The 14,841-nt window shown below is 69.6% G+C and carries 15 protein-coding genes; 6 read left to right on the top strand and 9 right to left on the bottom strand.

The annotated features are described in order from the left end of the window. Window positions 1-29 precede the first annotated feature (29 nt). The 3 genes from Q7F20_RS06280 (at window position 30) to Q7F20_RS06270 (ending at window position 3,585) form a co-directional block, all read left to right on the top strand. Entirely contained in the window at window positions 30-1,364 is a 1,335-nt protein-coding gene (locus Q7F20_RS06280) for a sugar ABC transporter substrate-binding protein (protein WP_305739260.1), read from the top strand. Between the two features lie 71 nt (window positions 1,365-1,435). Beyond that, window positions 1,436-3,271, top strand: coding sequence for a beta-galactosidase family protein (locus Q7F20_RS06275; RefSeq protein WP_305739259.1), 1,836 nt, complete (start codon window positions 1,436-1,438; stop codon window positions 3,269-3,271). Window positions 3,272-3,423: 152 nt separating this feature from the next. Further along, complete coding sequence (locus Q7F20_RS06270; RefSeq protein ID WP_305739258.1) at window positions 3,424-3,585, top strand: hypothetical protein; 162 nt, start codon at window positions 3,424-3,426, stop codon at window positions 3,583-3,585. A gap of 12 nt (window positions 3,586-3,597) precedes the next feature. On the opposite strand, the gene Q7F20_RS06265 is transcribed toward Q7F20_RS06270, so the two are convergent. Together Q7F20_RS06265 and Q7F20_RS06260 are read right to left on the bottom strand one after the other, a co-directional pair. Next, window positions 3,598-4,050, bottom strand: coding sequence for a hypothetical protein (locus Q7F20_RS06265; protein ID WP_305739257.1), 453 nt, complete (start codon window positions 4,048-4,050; stop codon window positions 3,598-3,600). Next, on the bottom strand, window positions 4,047-4,382 hold the full coding sequence (locus tag Q7F20_RS06260) for a biopolymer transporter Tol (protein WP_305739256.1): 336 nt from the start codon (window positions 4,380-4,382) through the stop codon (window positions 4,047-4,049). The genes Q7F20_RS06265 and Q7F20_RS06260 overlap by 4 nt, the downstream gene beginning before the upstream one ends. A 140-nt stretch (window positions 4,383-4,522) precedes the next feature. On the opposite strand from Q7F20_RS06260, the gene Q7F20_RS06255 reads away from it, so the two are divergent. After that, entirely contained in the window at window positions 4,523-5,596 is a 1,074-nt protein-coding gene (locus Q7F20_RS06255; RefSeq protein ID WP_305739255.1) for a spore photoproduct lyase family protein, read from the top strand. A gap of 51 nt (window positions 5,597-5,647) precedes the next feature. Here Q7F20_RS06255 and Q7F20_RS06250 read toward each other — a convergent pair whose 3' ends face one another. From Q7F20_RS06250 to Q7F20_RS06235, 4 genes are all read right to left on the bottom strand, one after another. Beyond that, entirely contained in the window at window positions 5,648-5,824 is a 177-nt protein-coding gene (locus Q7F20_RS06250; RefSeq protein ID WP_305739254.1) for a CsbD family protein, read from the bottom strand. A 131-nt stretch (window positions 5,825-5,955) separates the two neighbouring features. Next, window positions 5,956-7,056: an SDR family oxidoreductase gene (locus Q7F20_RS06245; protein WP_305739253.1), complete on the bottom strand. Its 1,101-nt coding sequence runs from the start codon at window positions 7,054-7,056 to the stop codon at window positions 5,956-5,958. Between the two features lie 8 nt (window positions 7,057-7,064). Further along, window positions 7,065-7,655, bottom strand: coding sequence for a hypothetical protein (locus Q7F20_RS06240; protein ID WP_305739252.1), 591 nt, complete (start codon window positions 7,653-7,655; stop codon window positions 7,065-7,067). A gap of 1 nt (window position 7,656) precedes the next feature. Next, complete coding sequence (locus Q7F20_RS06235; RefSeq protein WP_305739251.1) at window positions 7,657-8,055, bottom strand: DUF3253 domain-containing protein; 399 nt, start codon at window positions 8,053-8,055, stop codon at window positions 7,657-7,659. 66 nt (window positions 8,056-8,121) lie between these two features. Between Q7F20_RS06235 and Q7F20_RS06230 the strand changes: the two genes are divergently transcribed. Continuing rightward, the gene (locus Q7F20_RS06230) at window positions 8,122-9,462 is read left to right on the top strand and encodes an alpha-amylase family glycosyl hydrolase (RefSeq protein ID WP_305739250.1); all 1,341 of its coding nucleotides are present in this window, start codon (window positions 8,122-8,124) and stop codon (window positions 9,460-9,462) included. A gap of 94 nt (window positions 9,463-9,556) precedes the next feature. Here Q7F20_RS06230 and mmsB read toward each other — a convergent pair whose 3' ends face one another. The 3 genes from mmsB to chvE form a co-directional block, all read right to left on the bottom strand. Beyond that, the gene (gene mmsB, locus Q7F20_RS06225; RefSeq protein ID WP_305739249.1) at window positions 9,557-10,738 is read right to left on the bottom strand and encodes a multiple monosaccharide ABC transporter permease; all 1,182 of its coding nucleotides are present in this window, start codon (window positions 10,736-10,738) and stop codon (window positions 9,557-9,559) included. Continuing rightward, window positions 10,725-12,278 (bottom strand): multiple monosaccharide ABC transporter ATP-binding protein, encoded by a 1,554-nt coding sequence (mmsA, locus tag Q7F20_RS06220; RefSeq protein ID WP_305739248.1) that lies wholly within the window; start codon window positions 12,276-12,278, stop codon window positions 10,725-10,727. Before mmsA ends, mmsB begins: the two co-directional genes overlap by 14 nt. Before the next feature lie 103 nt (window positions 12,279-12,381). Beyond that, window positions 12,382-13,512, bottom strand: coding sequence for a multiple monosaccharide ABC transporter substrate-binding protein (chvE, locus tag Q7F20_RS06215; RefSeq protein WP_305739247.1), 1,131 nt, complete (start codon window positions 13,510-13,512; stop codon window positions 12,382-12,384). Between the two features lie 179 nt (window positions 13,513-13,691). On the opposite strand from chvE, the gene Q7F20_RS06210 reads away from it, so the two are divergent. Continuing rightward, entirely contained in the window at window positions 13,692-14,741 is a 1,050-nt protein-coding gene (locus Q7F20_RS06210) for a substrate-binding domain-containing protein (protein ID WP_305739246.1), read from the top strand. The last annotated feature ends 100 nt before the right edge of the window (window positions 14,742-14,841 follow it).

Here is a 14,841-nt window from a genome sequence, read left to right as displayed (position 1 = left end):
CTCTCCACGAAGAAGTGAAAGGCACCTCCATGAACAAGCGTCTCCGGCGCGGCCTCAGCGCCGTCGCCATCGGCGTCACCGCAGCCGTCGCCCTCGCCGCCTGCGCCTCCGGCGGCTCCTCGTCCGGCGGTTCGTCCGACGACATCTCGAAGGCTCTCAAGGACGGCGGCACGCTGACCTACTGGTCGTGGACGCCGTCCGCCAAGGACCAGGTCGCCGCGTTCGAGAAGGCCTACCCCAAGGTGAAGGTCAAGCTCGTCAACGCCGGCACCGGCGCCGACCAGTACACGAAGCTGCAGAACACGATCAAGGCCGGCTCCGGTGCCCCCGACGTCGCCCAGGTCGAGTACTACGCACTCCCGCAGTTCGCCCTGTCCGACTCGCTGCTCGACCTGTCCTCGTACGGGTTCGGCGACCTGAAGGACAAGTTCGCGACGAGCACCTGGAACTCGGTCGACATGGACGGCAAGATCTACGGGCTGCCCCAGGACTCCGGCCCCATGGCGCTGTTCTACAACAAGACGGTCTTCGACAAGCACGGCATCGCCGTGCCGAAGACGTGGGACGAGTACGTCGCCGCGGCGAAGAAGCTGCACGAGGCCGACCCGAACGCCTACATCGCCGCCGACTCCGGCGACGCGGGCTTCACCACGAGCATGATCGCCCAGGCCGGCGGCACGCCCTTCACCACGAAGGGTGACAAGGTCACGATCAACCTCGAGGACGCCGGCACGAAGAAGTGGACGAAGACCTGGGACCAGCTCGTCGAGCAGGGTCTCCTGTCGAAGACGGTCGGCTGGAGCGACGACTGGTACAAGCAGCTCGGCAACGGCCAGATCGCCACGCTCATCACCGGCGCCTGGATGCCCGGCAACCTCGAGGCCAGCGTCGCGGACGCCTCCGGCGACTGGCGCGTCGCACCGATGCCGACCTACGACGGCGGCACCGCGCAGACCGCGAACAACGGCGGCAGCGCCGAGGCGGTCATGAAGCAGTCGAAGAACCCGGCGCTCGCCGCGGGCTTCCTGAAGTGGCTGAACTCCTCGAAGGAGTCGACCGGGGTCTTCATGAAGTCGGGCGGGTTCCCGTCGACCACGGCCGATCTCGAGTCCTCGGCGTTCCTCGACGAGAAGCCGGAGTACTTCGGCGGCCAGCAGATCAACAAGGTGCTCGTCGACGCGTCGAAGTCGTCCGACAACGACTTCACCTACCTGCCGTACCAGGTGTACGCGAACAGCGTCTACGCCGACACCGTCGGCCAGTCCTACGAGAACGGCACCTCGCTCGAGAGCGGTCTCGCCGCCTGGCAGAAGGCCCTCGTGAAGTACGGCAAGGACCAGGGCTTCACGGTCTCGTCCAAGTAGTCACCACACCGGTTCGACCCGGGGCCGTGCGGATCCTTCCGCACGGCCCCGTCTCCTGAAAGAGTTCCCCCATGCGCTTCGCCATCGGCGACACCGACTTCCTGCTCGACGGCGAGCCGCACCGGATCCTGTCCGGCGCGATCCACTACTTCCGCGTTCACCCCGACCTGTGGGCGGACCGGATCCGCAAGGCGAAGCTGATGGGGCTCAACACCATCGAGACGTACGTCGCCTGGAACGCGCACGCGCCGCAGCCCGGTGTCTTCGACCTGAGCGGCGGGCTCGACCTCGGCCGCTTCCTCGACCTCGTCGCCGCGGAGGGCATGCACGCCATCGTCCGCCCCGGCCCCTACATCTGCGCCGAGTGGACGAACGGCGGTCTGCCGTACTGGCTCTTCGCCGACGGCACCGTCGGGGTCCGCCGTGACGAGCCGGGGTTCCTCGCAGCAGTTTCCTCGTACCTGCAGGCGTTGGCGCCGGTGCTGGTCCCGCGGCAGATCGACAACGGCGGCCCGATCGTGCTCGTCCAGGTCGAGAACGAGTACGGCGCCTACGGCTCCGACCCCGTCTACCTGTCGAAGCTGGAGCAGATGCACCGCGACATCGGCCTGACGGTGCCGTTCACGAGCGTCGACCAGCCGATGGGCACGATGCTCGAGGACGGGTCCCTGCCCTCGCTGCACAAGACCGGGTCGTTCGGATCACGCTCGACCGAGCGTCTGGAACGACTCCGGCAGGCGCAGCCGACCGGGCCCCTGATGTGCTCCGAGTTCTGGGACGGCTGGTTCGACAGCTGGGGCGAGCACCACCACACCACCCCGGCCGCCGCTTCGGCGTCGGACCTCGACGACCTGCTCGCCGCCGGCGGCTCGGTGAACATCTACATGTTCCACGGAGGCACGAACTTCGGCTTCACGAACGGCGCGAACGACAAGGGCGTGTACCGGCCGATCGCGACGTCGTACGACTACGACGCACCGCTCGACGAGGCAGGGCGTCCGACCGACAAGTTCCACGCCTTCCGTTCGGTGATCGAGCGCTACGCGCCCGTGCCACCGCTGCCCGCATCGATGCAGCCGGGTGGGTCGGGTCTGCTCGGGTCCGTCGGTTCCGTCGGGTCGGCTCCGGGCCTGGAGGCGCGGGTCGTCCCCGCCACGGACGTCGCCGTCCGTCTCGACCGCGTCACACCCCTGCGCACCCTGCTCCCGTCCCTCACGTCGTGGTCCGCGCACGACACCCCGCCCACGTTCGACGCCCTCGGCGCCGCCTCGGGCTTCGTCCTGTACCGGACCGAGGTCTCGTTGCCGACCGGCGGGGTCCTCACCGTCGGCGAGGAGGTCCGCGACCGCGCGGTCGTCTCGGTGGACGGCACCGTCGTCGGTGTGCTCGAACGGGAGCACCACGACCGTGCCATCGTGCTCCCGCCCGTCACGGGCGTCCTCGAGCTGCTCGTCGAGGACCAGGGCCGTGTCGACTACGGCCCCCGGATCGGCGAACCGAAGGGCCTGATCGGCGGGGTCGCCGTCGACGCGGTCCCACTCGCCCGGTGGACGGCCTCGCCCCTCACGCTCGACCCGATGCCCGAGGCCGCGCTGACCATCCTCGCCGACGCCCTGCCCACCGACGGTGACGTCCTCGCCGGGCCGGCGTTCGCCACCGGGTCGTTCGACCTCGACGCCTCGGAGGACCGGTACCTCGCGCTCGACGGCTTCCGGAAGGGCGTCGCCTGGGTGAACGGGTTCTGTCTCGGCCGCTACTGGTCCCGTGGGCCGCAGCGGACCCTGGCCGTCCCCGGGCCGGTGCTCCGCGCCGGTCGGAACGACGTCGTCGTCCTCGAACTGCACGCCGCGGCGTCGCGTTCGGTGTGCCTGCGGGTCGAGCCCGACCTCGGGCACACCGAGGCCTGACGCGGGCGGGGGCGCGGGCGCGGTACTTGCTCTTTTCGGGCGAAGCTGGTCGGAAGTTCTGACCAGGTACGCCCGATCCCGCTTCCCATCCCGAGCGCTGTGGGAAGGAACGCGCGGTAGCCTGAGCGGACGGACAGGGAACGGGGGGCGCGATGACGCTGGTACTGCGAGGACTGCGATCCATCGGACGAGTGCTGTTGGCCGTGCTCACCGTGGTCTCCGCCGCGGGCAACTCGCTCGGGTCCGGCGGCGCCGCCGGAGCCGCACCGCCGTCGGCGCCGCCAACGAAGAAGCGGCACGAGTACCGTCCCTGACCGTTCCGGGAGTCAGACCGCTCGCGCCCCGGCCCCCGCCCGCACCTCGAGCAGCGCCGCACGTCGCCAGCGCCACAGCGGCGCGAACTTCGTGCCGTCGTCCTCCCACGCCTGCGTGAGCATCCAGAGCTGTCGCCGGTGTTCCGTGCCGCCGTCATCGCGCCACTCGACGAACGCGTCGTCGAGCACCGTGGTGATGCCGTCGCGCGGCGCCGACCAGCTGACGAGGAAGCCGTGGTACCGGAGAGTGTCTTCGGACAGTCGGACGCCGAGCCGCGGGAGCCGGGACAGCACCCAGGTGGCGATCGCAGCGAACACGAGACCCAGGACGAAGACGACGGCCCGGGCGGACGCACCTGGTGAGAAGGCGACCGAAGCGACGGCGACGCCCGTCCCGATGCCGACGGGACCGAAGACGATGACGCTGAGCACGCGGTCGAGTCGCGGCGGCCGGATGGTCGTCACGGCAGCGGCCGGCTCGAGGCGTCGGGGGAGTCGCTGTCGAGCGCGTCGAGCTCGGCGAGGGTCGCTCGGGCGTCGGCGATCCGATCCGCCTCGGGGCGGGTCCACCACTCGGGTCCACGCTCGCCGAGGCCGTGCTTCGCGAGCCCGTTGCGGTGCCGTGCCGCGGCGAGGGCGTCCTCGTCGCCGGAGCGCTTGGCCTGCTTGACCGCGTTGCGGCCCCGACCGAGGTGCGACCGGAGTGCTGCCGCGAGGTCCTCGGGCAGCGCTGGGTCGGTCCGCCGCCACCGCCGGCCGTCGACCACGAAGAAGTGCTCGTCGGGCGTCGCGGTCATGCACTCGAGTCTCGCAGCGGACACCGGGTTCGTCCGGCGGGATGACCGTTCCGGTTCGTCGAACCCGGTGATCTCGAACCAGAACGGTCGCCGCGCGGATCCGGTGCACGGTGTCAGGGGTCGGCGGTAGAACAGGCGTGATGCCCGTACCCCACCCGCGCCCCCTGCTCGACGTCCGTTGGATCTACGCCGAGCCGGCCGCTCTCGAGCTCCATCGCGGGCAGGAGATCGTCGGGCAGTGGCCGGCCGCCGAGATCGTCCCCGTCGCGTCGCACTGGAACATCCCCGAGGTGCACGGCGACGAACGGAACGTCCAGCGGTGGGTCCGCATCAAGACCGAGGCGCTCGTCCTCGGCGTGAAGAAGTCGCTCGTGACCCGGCTGAACGGACGCTCCGCGGACTTCATCGCCCCGTCGACGGCGAACGGCTGCGCCATGGCGTGCGCGTACTGCTACGTTCCCCGGCGCAAGGGCTACAGCAACCCCGTCACGGTCTTCGCGAACATCGACCAGATCACGAAGCACGTCGCCCGCAACATCGCGAAGCAGGGGCCGAAGACCGAACCGAACCAGTGCGACCCGGACGCGTGGGTCTACGACATCGGTGAGAACAGCGACTGCTCCGTCGACGCGATGCTGAGCGACAACGTGCGGGACCTGTGCGACCTGTTCCGGATGTCGCCGACCGCCAAGGCGTCCTTCGCGACGAAGTACGTCAACCGCGACCTGCTCGACTGGGACCCGATGGGACGGACGCGCATCCGGTTCTCGCTGATGCCGCACGAGACCGCGAAGGTCACGGACATCCGCACGAGCCCGATCGCTGAGCGGATCGCCGCGGTCAACGACTTCGTCGACGCCGGGTACGAGGTGCACCTCAACTTCTCGCCCGTCATCCTCACGCCGACGTGGGATTCGGACTGGGCCGAGCTCCTCCGTCAGGTCGACGACGTCCTGTCCCCGGCCGCCAAGGCGCAGCTCGCGGCCGAGGTCATCTTCCTCACGCACAACGAGCCCCTGCACGAGGTCAACCTCGGCTGGCACCCGAAGGCGGAGGACCTGTTGTGGCGGCCGGACCTGCAGGAGCAGAAGGTGTCGCAGAACGGCGCGGTCAACGTCCGCTACCGCTCCGGGATGAAGGGGCAGCTGGTCGAGCGGTTCCGGGAACTCGTGGCGGAGCACCTGCCGAGCTGCCGCATCCGCTACGCCTTCTGAGACGACGAACGCCCGCGCCGACGGGCGCGGGCGTTCCGTGGTGCGACGGGTTCAGTGACCGTCGAGGTGGTCCTTCGCCTTCTCGGTCTCGAGACGGCCCTCGCCCATGACCTGGTCCTTCTGGCCCTGGTGCTTGAGCTCGGCGTCGTCGGTGTGCTTGCCGACGGCCTCCTCGACCTTGCCGACGACCTTCTGCGTGACGTCCTTCGCCTTGTCTCCGAGCGACATGGTGTCTTCCTTCCTCCGGGGGCCGCCGAGGGTCCCCGGCGTCTGTGTCACGAAGACAACCAGGCCCGGCGCGCGGGTTCGCGGCCCGGCCGCAGGTTCGTGTCCCCCGATTGATTCGAACGGGGTACGGATCAGGGGATGAGTCGGTCGGCGCGGTAGCGGTCGAAGAGCTCGGCGAAGGAACGCTCGGTGCGACGGAACGCGGTGAAGCCGGCGTCACGGCTCTTGCCCATGTCCGTGACGACCTCCATCGCACGACCGAGGTCGGCGTCCGTGTGCCACCATGAGGCGAGTCGGGAGACGTCCGCCTCGACGAGGCCGTGGCGTGCGGCGATGTCAGCCCACGCGGACTCGTGCTGCGCCATCTGCTCCTCGAGTGGACGCGGCGCTCCCTCGTACCCGACGACCCGCGCGGGGTCCACGCCGAGGTGTGCTGCGAGCCGGGGCCACATCCAGCGCCAGCGGAACACGTCGCCGTTCACGATGTTGAACGCCTCGTCGGCGCCCTCGGGCGTGGTCGACGCCCAGACCATGTGCTCGGCCAGGATGCCGGCGTCCGTCATGTCCGTGAGGCCGTTCCACTGCGCCTCGCTGCCCGGGAAGACGAAGTCGAGGCCGAGCTCCTTCGCAAGTGTCGCCTGCACCGCGATCGTCAGGCCCATGTTCATCGCGTTCCCGACCGCGTGACCGATCACGGTGTGCGAGCGGTGCACCGACCACGTGAAGCCCTGGCGCTCGGCGGCGGCGAAGAGCTCGTCCTCCTGGGCGTAGTAGAAGTTCGGGGTGTCGAGGCGCGGTTCTTCCTCGTGGAAGGGGGTGTCGGGCATCTCCCCGGCGGCGTACGCCTCGAACGGGCCGAGGTAGTGCTTCAGTCCGGTGACGAGGGCGACGTGCTCGAGCGGAGCGTGGGCGAGTGCGGCGAGCAGGTCGCGCACCATGCCGCCGTTCACGCGGATGTTCTCGGCCTCGGTGTCCTGCCGCTGCCAGGCGGTGAAGAAGACGTGCGTCGGACGCTCGTCGGCGAGGGCGGCACCCAGCGACTGCGGGTCGCGCAGGTCTGCGGCCACGGTGCGGACCCCGTCGCGTGCGAGGGGCCGGCGGGAGAGCGCGGTCACCTCCCACCCGAGGTCGAGCAGGTGCGTGACGAGGGCCGATCCGGTGATGCCGCTGGCACCCACCACGAGGGCTCGGAGACGGTCGGGGGACGGTGCGGCGGTGGAGTCGAAGGTCATCCCGGTGATCAACAGGTGTCGTGCTGTGCTTGTTCCCGAACGCGCAGTTGACGCCGCGATTCGACACGACTGGCCACGGTGATGAACACGGCGACGGCGAGGAGCCCGACCATCAAGGACCAGCCCGCAGGCCCGTTGGTCATCGCGACCGAACCGGAGAGCCCGACCGAATTGAGGAACATCCCGACGAGCATCGGGACCGCAGCCCGCGTCGAGCGGCGCTGCCAGTCGATCACGCTTCGCACGAGTGCTGCGTACGGTTCCGTGACGGTGCCGGGTCGCCGCAACTGCCGTCGGAGCTCGCGACGTTGCGCGGGCGTGAGCGCTGCGAGCGGCCGCTCGGGAGCGGTGAGGAAGAACGGCAGCAGGGCCCCCGCGCGGCGGGCGCGGATCCAGACGGTGACAGTGACCACTGCACCGGTTGCCGCGATGATCGTCCAGACCAGTTCGGTGGGCCGGGCGATCCCGACGGCGGTGAGTGCCGTCCAGAGCACGGAGAGTCCGGCGAGGCCGGCCTGTTGCGAGATGCCGATGACGGTGCCGCCGACGGTAGCGAGGTGGTCGGCGCGACGGGTGGCCGTGATGAGGTGGTCGTCCATGTCAGCGCGGTCGGCGAATACGGATCGGGCCCTTGGCGGTCGACGGGTCCACGACGCTGCCCTGTTGGGTGATCTCGACCTCGCCCCGGGCCGTCATCCGCCGCGCCGCACGTCGCGCCGGCTCCATGAGGCCGCGCCAGTCGTCGGGGTCGAGCGACCGTGCGACCTCGGAGGGGCAGATGCTCGAGGTCCGTGCGCGCGCGGCGAGGAGCTCGTCGATGCGCTGTTCGAGCGCACGGTCGACGTCGTCGATGCCGTGCTTGCGGCACGAGGCCGAGCACCACTTCGCCTCGGGCCCGGCCGAGGACGGCATCCGCCGACCGCACGACGCGCACGTCCGTTCCGCGTGCGCGGCTTCCGATGCCGCTGCGTCCGCCGCCGACCTGATCGCCCGTCCCATGCGTCCATCCTCGTCCGATTGTCCGCTTCCGCACCCAGCCCAGGTGCAGCTGGCAGCATCGGGTCGGTGAACAGCGACACCGAACCGGAGCGTCCCGCCGAGCCGGCCTGGGTGGAGCACGTCATGTGGTGGCACGTCTACCCATTCGGCTTCGTCGGCGCCGACGTGCGACCGGACGTCCCCGTCGACGGACGTCCGGTCGACCACCGCCTCGGACGCATCGAACCCTGGCTCGACCACGTCGTGGACCTCGGGCTGAACGGGCTGCTGCTCGGGCCGGTCTTCGCGAGCTCGACACACGGCTACGACACGGTCGACCACTTCCGGATCGACCCGCGGCTCGGTGACGACGACGACTTCGACCGGCTCGTCACCGCCGCACACGACCGGGGGATCCGGGTCCTGCTCGACGGGGTGTTCAACCACGTCGGACGGGAGCACCCTGCCTTCCGAGCCGTCCAGGAGCAGGGCCCGGACGCACCGACCGCGGACCTCTTCGCGATCGACTGGGCAGGCTGGTCGCCCGGCGACGACGTGCCGGTGGGACTGTTCGAGGGCCACGACATCCTGGTCGCGCTCGACCACGACGGGCGTGCCGCCGAGGACCTCGTCGTCGAGGTGATGACGCACTGGCTCGCACGGGGCGTCGACGGCTGGCGACTCGACGCGGCCTACGCGGTGCCGACGGCGTTCTGGGCACGGGTGCTGCCGCGGGTGCGCGAGCGCTTCCCGGACGCCTGGTTCACGGGCGAGGTCATCCACGGCGACACGGCCGCGTTCGTCCGGGCCTCGACGATCGACTCCACCACGCAGTACGAGCTGTGGCAGGGCATCTGGCACGGCATCGCCGACCGGAACTGCTTCGAGCTCGCGCACGCCGTCGAACGGCACGACCGACTGCTGGCCGCGCAGGCGCCGAGCACGTTCGTCGGCAACCACGACGTCACCCGCATCGCGAGCGCCGTGGGGGAGCGGTTCGCCGGTCACGCCGCAGCGGTCCTCTTCACGGTCGCCGGGACCCCGAGCGTCTGGGCCGGCGACGAGTACGGCTGGACGGGGGTGAAGGAGGAGCGCGTCGGTGGGGACGACGCCGTCCGCCCGGAGTTCCCGGCCGTCCCGCCCGCACCCGTGCAGCTCACGCACGACCACGAGGCGCTCATCGCGCTCCGCCGGCGCGAACCCTGGCTGCACCGGGCCCACACCGACGTCGTCCGCCTGACGAACAGCGCGATCGTGCTGCGGACCGCGACGGCGGACCGTGCCGTGGTGACCGCCCTGAACCTGGCGGACGATCCCGTCGACCTGCCCGCCGCCGACGCGACGCGCGTGGAGGCGGGCCGAGCCGACCTGCGCGACGGGACCGTGCGCCTCCCGGCCGCCGCCTGGGCCGTTCTCTCCCGATCGTGAGCAGAAATGGTCGGGTCCCTGAACGGAACCCGACCATTTCTGCTCACGAAACGAACCGCGCGAAGCGACGCGCGCGAAGCGACCCGCGCGACCCCTACTTGCGGGCGGACGCCGCCCGGCGCTTGTTGAACACGTCGAACGCGACGGCGGCGAGCAGCACCAGACCCTTGATCAGCGACTGGTACTCGGTGCCGATGCCGAGGATCGACATGCCGTTGTTCAGGATGCCGATGATGAGACCACCGACGATCGCACCCGGCACCGTCCCGATGCCGCCCGTGACGGCCGCGCCACCGATGAACACCGCGGCGATGGCGTCGAGCTCGAAGCCGTTGCCCGCACCCGGCGCCGCCAGGTTGAGCTGCCCGGTGAACACCACGCCGGCCAGGGCCGAGATGACGCCCATGTTCACGAAGAGCAGGAACGTGACGCGCTTCGTCTTGACGCCGGACAGCTGCGCGGCGAGGGCGTTGCCACCGATCGCGTAGATGTGGCGGCCGAACACCGCGCTCCGCATGACGACCGAGTAGATCACCACGAGGGCGCCGAGCACGACGAGCACGATCGGGGTGCCGTTGTAGCTCGCGAGCAGGAGCGCCACGTAGATGACGAGCGCGACGGTGAAGGCGAGCTTCGTGATGAACCAGGCGAACGGCTCGCTCTCGAGCTGGTACTTCCGCCGCGTCGCACGACCGCGGAACGCCGTGACGATCAGGACGGCCGCGGCCGCGAAGCCGAGGATCATCGTGAGGGGCTCGTACCCGGTCGTCCCGAACGACGGCAGGAAGCCGGAGCCGAGGGACCGGAAGCCGTCGGGGAAGGGCGAGATCTGCTGGTTGTGCAGGACGATCTGCGCGGCGCCGCGGAACGCGAGCATGCCCGCGAGCGTGACGATGAACGCCGGGATCCCGAAGTAGGCGATCCAGAACCCCTGCCAGGCGCCGACGAGCGCGCCGACCACCAGGCAGAGCACGACCGCGACCGGCCAGGGCAGGCCCCACTGCGTGATCATGACACCGGCCATGGCACCCGTGAAGGCCACGACCGAGCCGACCGAGAGGTCGATGTGCCCGGCGATGATGACCATCACCATGCCGATGGCGAGGATGAGGATGTAGCTGTTCTGGACGATCAGGTTCGAGACGTTGATCGGGGCGAGGGTGATGCCGTTCGTCGTCACCTGGAAGAAGATGACGATGACGATCAGCGCGATGAACAGGCCGATCTGTCGGAGCTGCCCGGTGAGGTAGCCGGCGGCGGACTTAAGCGCGTTCATTGACAGGGGTCTCCCGTTCCTGGGTCATGTACTGCATGAGGGCCTCGGGCGTGGCCTCGGAGCGGGGCACGTCAGCGGTGATCGTGCCCTCGGAGAGCGTGTAGATGCGGTCGCAGATGCCGAGGAGCTCGGGGAGCTCGGAGGAGATCACGATGACGCCCTTCCCCTGGTCTGCGAGCTGGTTGATGATCGTGTAGATCTCGTACTTCGCGCCGACGTCGATGCCTCGGGTCGGCTCGTCGAGGATGAGCACGTCGGGGTCGGCGTACATCCACTTCGACAGGACGACCTTCTGCTGGTTGCCGCCGGAGAGCTTCCCGGTGACGACGTCGACGTTGGGTGCCTTGATGTTGAGGCTCCTGAGGAACTGGCCGGCGACGGTGGTCTCCTCGGACGCGTTCACGAAGCCCCAGTTCGCGAGCTTCCCGAGCGCCGACCCGGAGATGTTCCGCTTGATGTCGTCGATCAGGTTGAGTCCGTAGCGCTTCCGGTCCTCGGTGACGTAGGCGATGCCGTTGTCGATCGCCTGCGACACCGTGTGGGTCTTGATCGGGACGCCGCGCTTGTAGACGGTGCCGCTGATGCCCGAACCGTACGAGTGCCCGAACACGCTCATCGCGAGCTCCGTCCGTCCGGCGCCCATGAGTCCGGCGATGCCGACGATCTCACCCGAGCGGACGGAGAGGTTCGCCTGGTGGATGATCTCGCGCGAGGCGTCGAGCGGGTGGTGGACGGTCCAGTCCTCGATCCGGAGGAGTTCCTCGCCGATCTGCGGGTCCTCGCGCTCGGGGTACCGGTTCGACAGGTCGCGACCGACCATCCCGCGGATGATCCGGTCCTCCGAGACGTCGTCGGCGTGCATGTCGAGCGTCTCGATGGTCTTGCCGTCGCGGATGATCGTGACCTTGTCCGCGATCGCCTTGATCTCGTTGAGCTTGTGGCTGATGATGATCGCCGTCATGCCCTCGGCCTGCAGCGACCGGATGAGGTCGAGCAGGTGCGCCGAGTCGTCGTCGTTGAGCGCCGCGGTGGGCTCGTCGAGGATGAGGAGCTTCACGCGCTTCGACAGCGCCTTGGCGATCTCGACGAGCTGCTGCTTGCCGACGCCGATGTCGACGATCTTCGTGACCGGGTTGTCCTTCAGGCCGACGCGCTGCAGCAGTTCCGCTGCGGCGAGGTTCGTCTTGTTCCAGTCGATGAAGCCGCCCTTGGACTGCTCGTTGCCGAGGAAGATGTTCTCGGCGATCGACAGGAACGGGCTGAGCGCGAGCTCCTGGTGGATGATCACCACCCCGGCCGCCTCGGAGTCGTTGATGTCGCCGAACTCGACGGGCGCGCCGTCGATCAGGATCTCGCCGTCGAAGGAGCCGTGCGGGTACACCCCGGACAGCACCTTCATCAGGGTGGACTTGCCGGCGCCGTTCTCGCCGCAGATCGCGTGGACCTGGCCGCGCTCGACCTCGATCGAGACGCCCTGCAGCGCCTTCACGCCGGGGAACGTCTTGGTGATGTCCCGCATCTCGAGGATGGTGTCCGCCATGCGGACCGCCTTTCCGTGTGCGCGCGTCGGCGCGCGAGTGGGGACGGACGGGAGGCACGGGGCGGGGTCGACCCGCGCCTCCAGTCCGTCAGGTGGGAGCGTCCTACTTGAGGTCGGCCTCGGTGTAGTACCCGGAGTCGACGAGGACTTCCTTGTAGTTGTCCTTCGTCACGACCGTGGGCTGGAACAGGTAGGTCGGGACGACCTTGACCTTGTTGTCGTAGCTCTTGGTGTCGTTGACCTCGGGCTTCTTGCCGGAGAGCAGGTCCTCGGCCATCGTGACGGACTGCTTCGCGAGCTTGCGCGTGTCCTTGTAGATGGTCGAGTACTGCTGGCCCTCGATGATCGACTTCACGCTGGCCTGCTCGGCGTCCTGGCCGGTGACCACCGGCAGCGGGCGGTCACCCGAGCCGTACCCGGCGCCCTGGAGCGCCGAGATGATGCCGATCGAGATGCCGTCGTAGGGCGAGAGGACACCGTTCAGCGTCTCGCCACCGGAGTACGACTTGGCGACGAGGTTCTGCATGCGGGCCTTGGCGGTCGCCGGGTCCCACTGCTGCGTCGCGGCCTGGGACAGCTGGTCCTGGCCGGACTGGATCTTCAGCGTGCCGTCCTCGAGGTACGGCTTGAGGGTGTCCATCGCACCGTTGAAGAAGAACCCGGCGTTGTTGTCGTCGAGCGAGCCGGCGAAGACCTCGATGTTGAACGGGCCCTTCTTGCCGGTCTTCTCGCCCTTGTCGTCGACGATCCCGAGGCCGGTGAGGAGGCTCGTGGCCTGGTCCACGCCGACCTTGTAGTTGTCGAACGACACGTAGTAGTCGACGTTCTTGTTGCCGGTGAGCAGGCGGTCGTACGAGATCACCTTGATGCCGGCCTTCGCGGCGGCGTCGAGCTGGTCGGACAGTGCACCGCCGTCGATCGACGCGATGATCAGGACCTTCGCGCCCTTCGTGATCATGTTGCTGACCTGCTGGGCCTGCTGCTGGACCTTGTTGTCGCCGTACTCGAGGTCGACCTTGTAGCCGGCCTTCTCGAGGTCGCTCTTGACCGCGTCGCCGTCCTTGATCCAGCGTTCGGAGACCTTGGTCGGCATCGCGACGCCGACGAGGGCGCCCTTGTTGTCGCCGCTGCTGCCCCCACCGTCGGTGGACGCGCGTCCGCCGGCGGAGCAGCCGGCGAGTGCGATGGCGATGCCGAGGGCGGCGACGCCCGCGACGATCTTGCGCTTCATCATCGAAGTACCTCTGTTCCTGCGCGTCCACGGCGACGCGCTCGGTGCCGGGGCTGCTGTGCCCCGCGGGATGTGCTCATGTGAGCGCTCACATACTCCGGGTTCCGTGACGGGGTGTCAACTCACCGTGACCGTTTCGCGATCTTGCCGCGTCGGCCGGACTGCGCGGTACGGTTGGCGGCGTGACGACCACGACCGCGCTCGGGGACGCCGGCGGCAAACGTCGCAAGGCGCCCACGATCTTCGACGTCGCCGAGCGCGCGGGCGTCTCGCACCAGACCGTCTCGCGGGTGATCAACGGCGACCCGACGGTGCGGGAGCAGTTCCGCACGCAGGTGTCCGACGCAGTGACCGAACTCGGCTACCGGCCCCGTGCCGCGGCGCGGGCGCTCGCAGGCGGACGCAGCCGGGCGCTCGGCATCATCACCGCGGGGGACGCGCTGTACGGACCGTCGAGCACCGCGATCGGGTTCGAGCGGGCAGCCCGATCAGCGGGCTACCACGTGCTGCTCTCGACCCTGCCGGACGACCCGCGCCCGGTCGACCTGTCGAACGCCCTCGTGACGCTGCTCGCCCAGGACGTCGCCGCGATCGTGCTCGTGGCCGCCGACAACCGGGTGCTCGACGCCCTCGCGTCGTTGACCGTCCCGGTGTCCGTGCCCGTCGTGGTGGCGAACGCGGTGCAGCGGGACGCCTCGCGGGCACCGGTCGCGCCGAGCGTCGCGGCCGTCGCGATCGACCAGGCGGCGGGGACCTCGCTCGTGATGGAGCACCTCTTCGCCCGCGGACACCGACGGATCGTGCACATCGCGGGGCCCGCCGTCTCGCAGGAGTCCGAGGTCCGTCGAGCGACGTACGAGCGGATCATGCACGACGCCGGACTCGAGCCGGTCGTGCTCGAGGGGGACTGGACGCCCGCGAGCGGGTTCGCCGCGGCCCGGACGATCGACGTGCACACGGTCGACGCGGTCTTCGCCGGGAACGACCAGATGGCGCTCGGTGTCCTGCACGCGTTCGCCGACGAAGGACTCCGGGTGCCGGACGACATCGCCGTCGTGGGGTTCGACGACGTGCCCGAGGCGGCGCACTTCACGCCGCCGCTCACCACCGTGCGGCAGGACTTCCGGGCGATGGGGGAGCGGGTGCTCGACACCGTGCGGGCACTCGTCGAGGGGGAGCCACGGGACGAGACGCTGCTCGTGCCCGAGCTCGTGGTGCGCCGGAGCGCGTAGGGCGGCGCGTGCGGCGCGCGGCGCGCAGTGCGCGACGCGCAGTGTGCGGGGTTCCGCGCGCGGTGCGGGGCTCGCGCCGTCCCACGGTGCGCGGAACCTC

This window comes from Curtobacterium sp. A7_M15, from assembly GCF_030705415.1.
GTDB lineage: Bacteria > Actinomycetota > Actinomycetes > Actinomycetales > Microbacteriaceae > Curtobacterium.
The sequence above is the reverse complement of the archived record's forward strand: the minus strand, read 5'-3'. Positions and strand labels throughout refer to the sequence as shown.

Coding starts and splice junctions, on each gene's coding strand:
- mmsA (WP_305739248.1), bottom strand. CDS start 12,278: ATGGCGGACACCATCCTCGAGATGCGGGACATCACCAAGACGTTCCCC.
- chvE (WP_305739247.1), bottom strand. CDS start 13,512: ATGATGAAGCGCAAGATCGTCGCGGGCGTCGCCGCCCTCGGCATCGCC.
- Q7F20_RS06260 (WP_305739256.1), bottom strand. CDS start 4,382: ATGACCGCGACGCCCGACGAGCACTTCTTCGTGGTCGACGGCCGGCGG.
- Q7F20_RS06280 (WP_305739260.1), top strand. CDS start 30: ATGAACAAGCGTCTCCGGCGCGGCCTCAGCGCCGTCGCCATCGGCGTC.
- Q7F20_RS06240 (WP_305739252.1), bottom strand. CDS start 7,655: ATGGACGACCACCTCATCACGGCCACCCGTCGCGCCGACCACCTCGCT.
- Q7F20_RS06255 (WP_305739255.1), top strand. CDS start 4,523: ATGCCCGTACCCCACCCGCGCCCCCTGCTCGACGTCCGTTGGATCTAC.
- mmsB (WP_305739249.1), bottom strand. CDS start 10,738: ATGAACGCGCTTAAGTCCGCCGCCGGCTACCTCACCGGGCAGCTCCGA.
- Q7F20_RS06235 (WP_305739251.1), bottom strand. CDS start 8,055: ATGGGACGGGCGATCAGGTCGGCGGCGGACGCAGCGGCATCGGAAGCC.
- Q7F20_RS06275 (WP_305739259.1), top strand. CDS start 1,436: ATGCGCTTCGCCATCGGCGACACCGACTTCCTGCTCGACGGCGAGCCG.
- Q7F20_RS06245 (WP_305739253.1), bottom strand. CDS start 7,056: ATGACCTTCGACTCCACCGCCGCACCGTCCCCCGACCGTCTCCGAGCC.
- Q7F20_RS06270 (WP_305739258.1), top strand. CDS start 3,424: ATGACGCTGGTACTGCGAGGACTGCGATCCATCGGACGAGTGCTGTTG.
- Q7F20_RS06250 (WP_305739254.1), bottom strand. CDS start 5,824: ATGTCGCTCGGAGACAAGGCGAAGGACGTCACGCAGAAGGTCGTCGGC.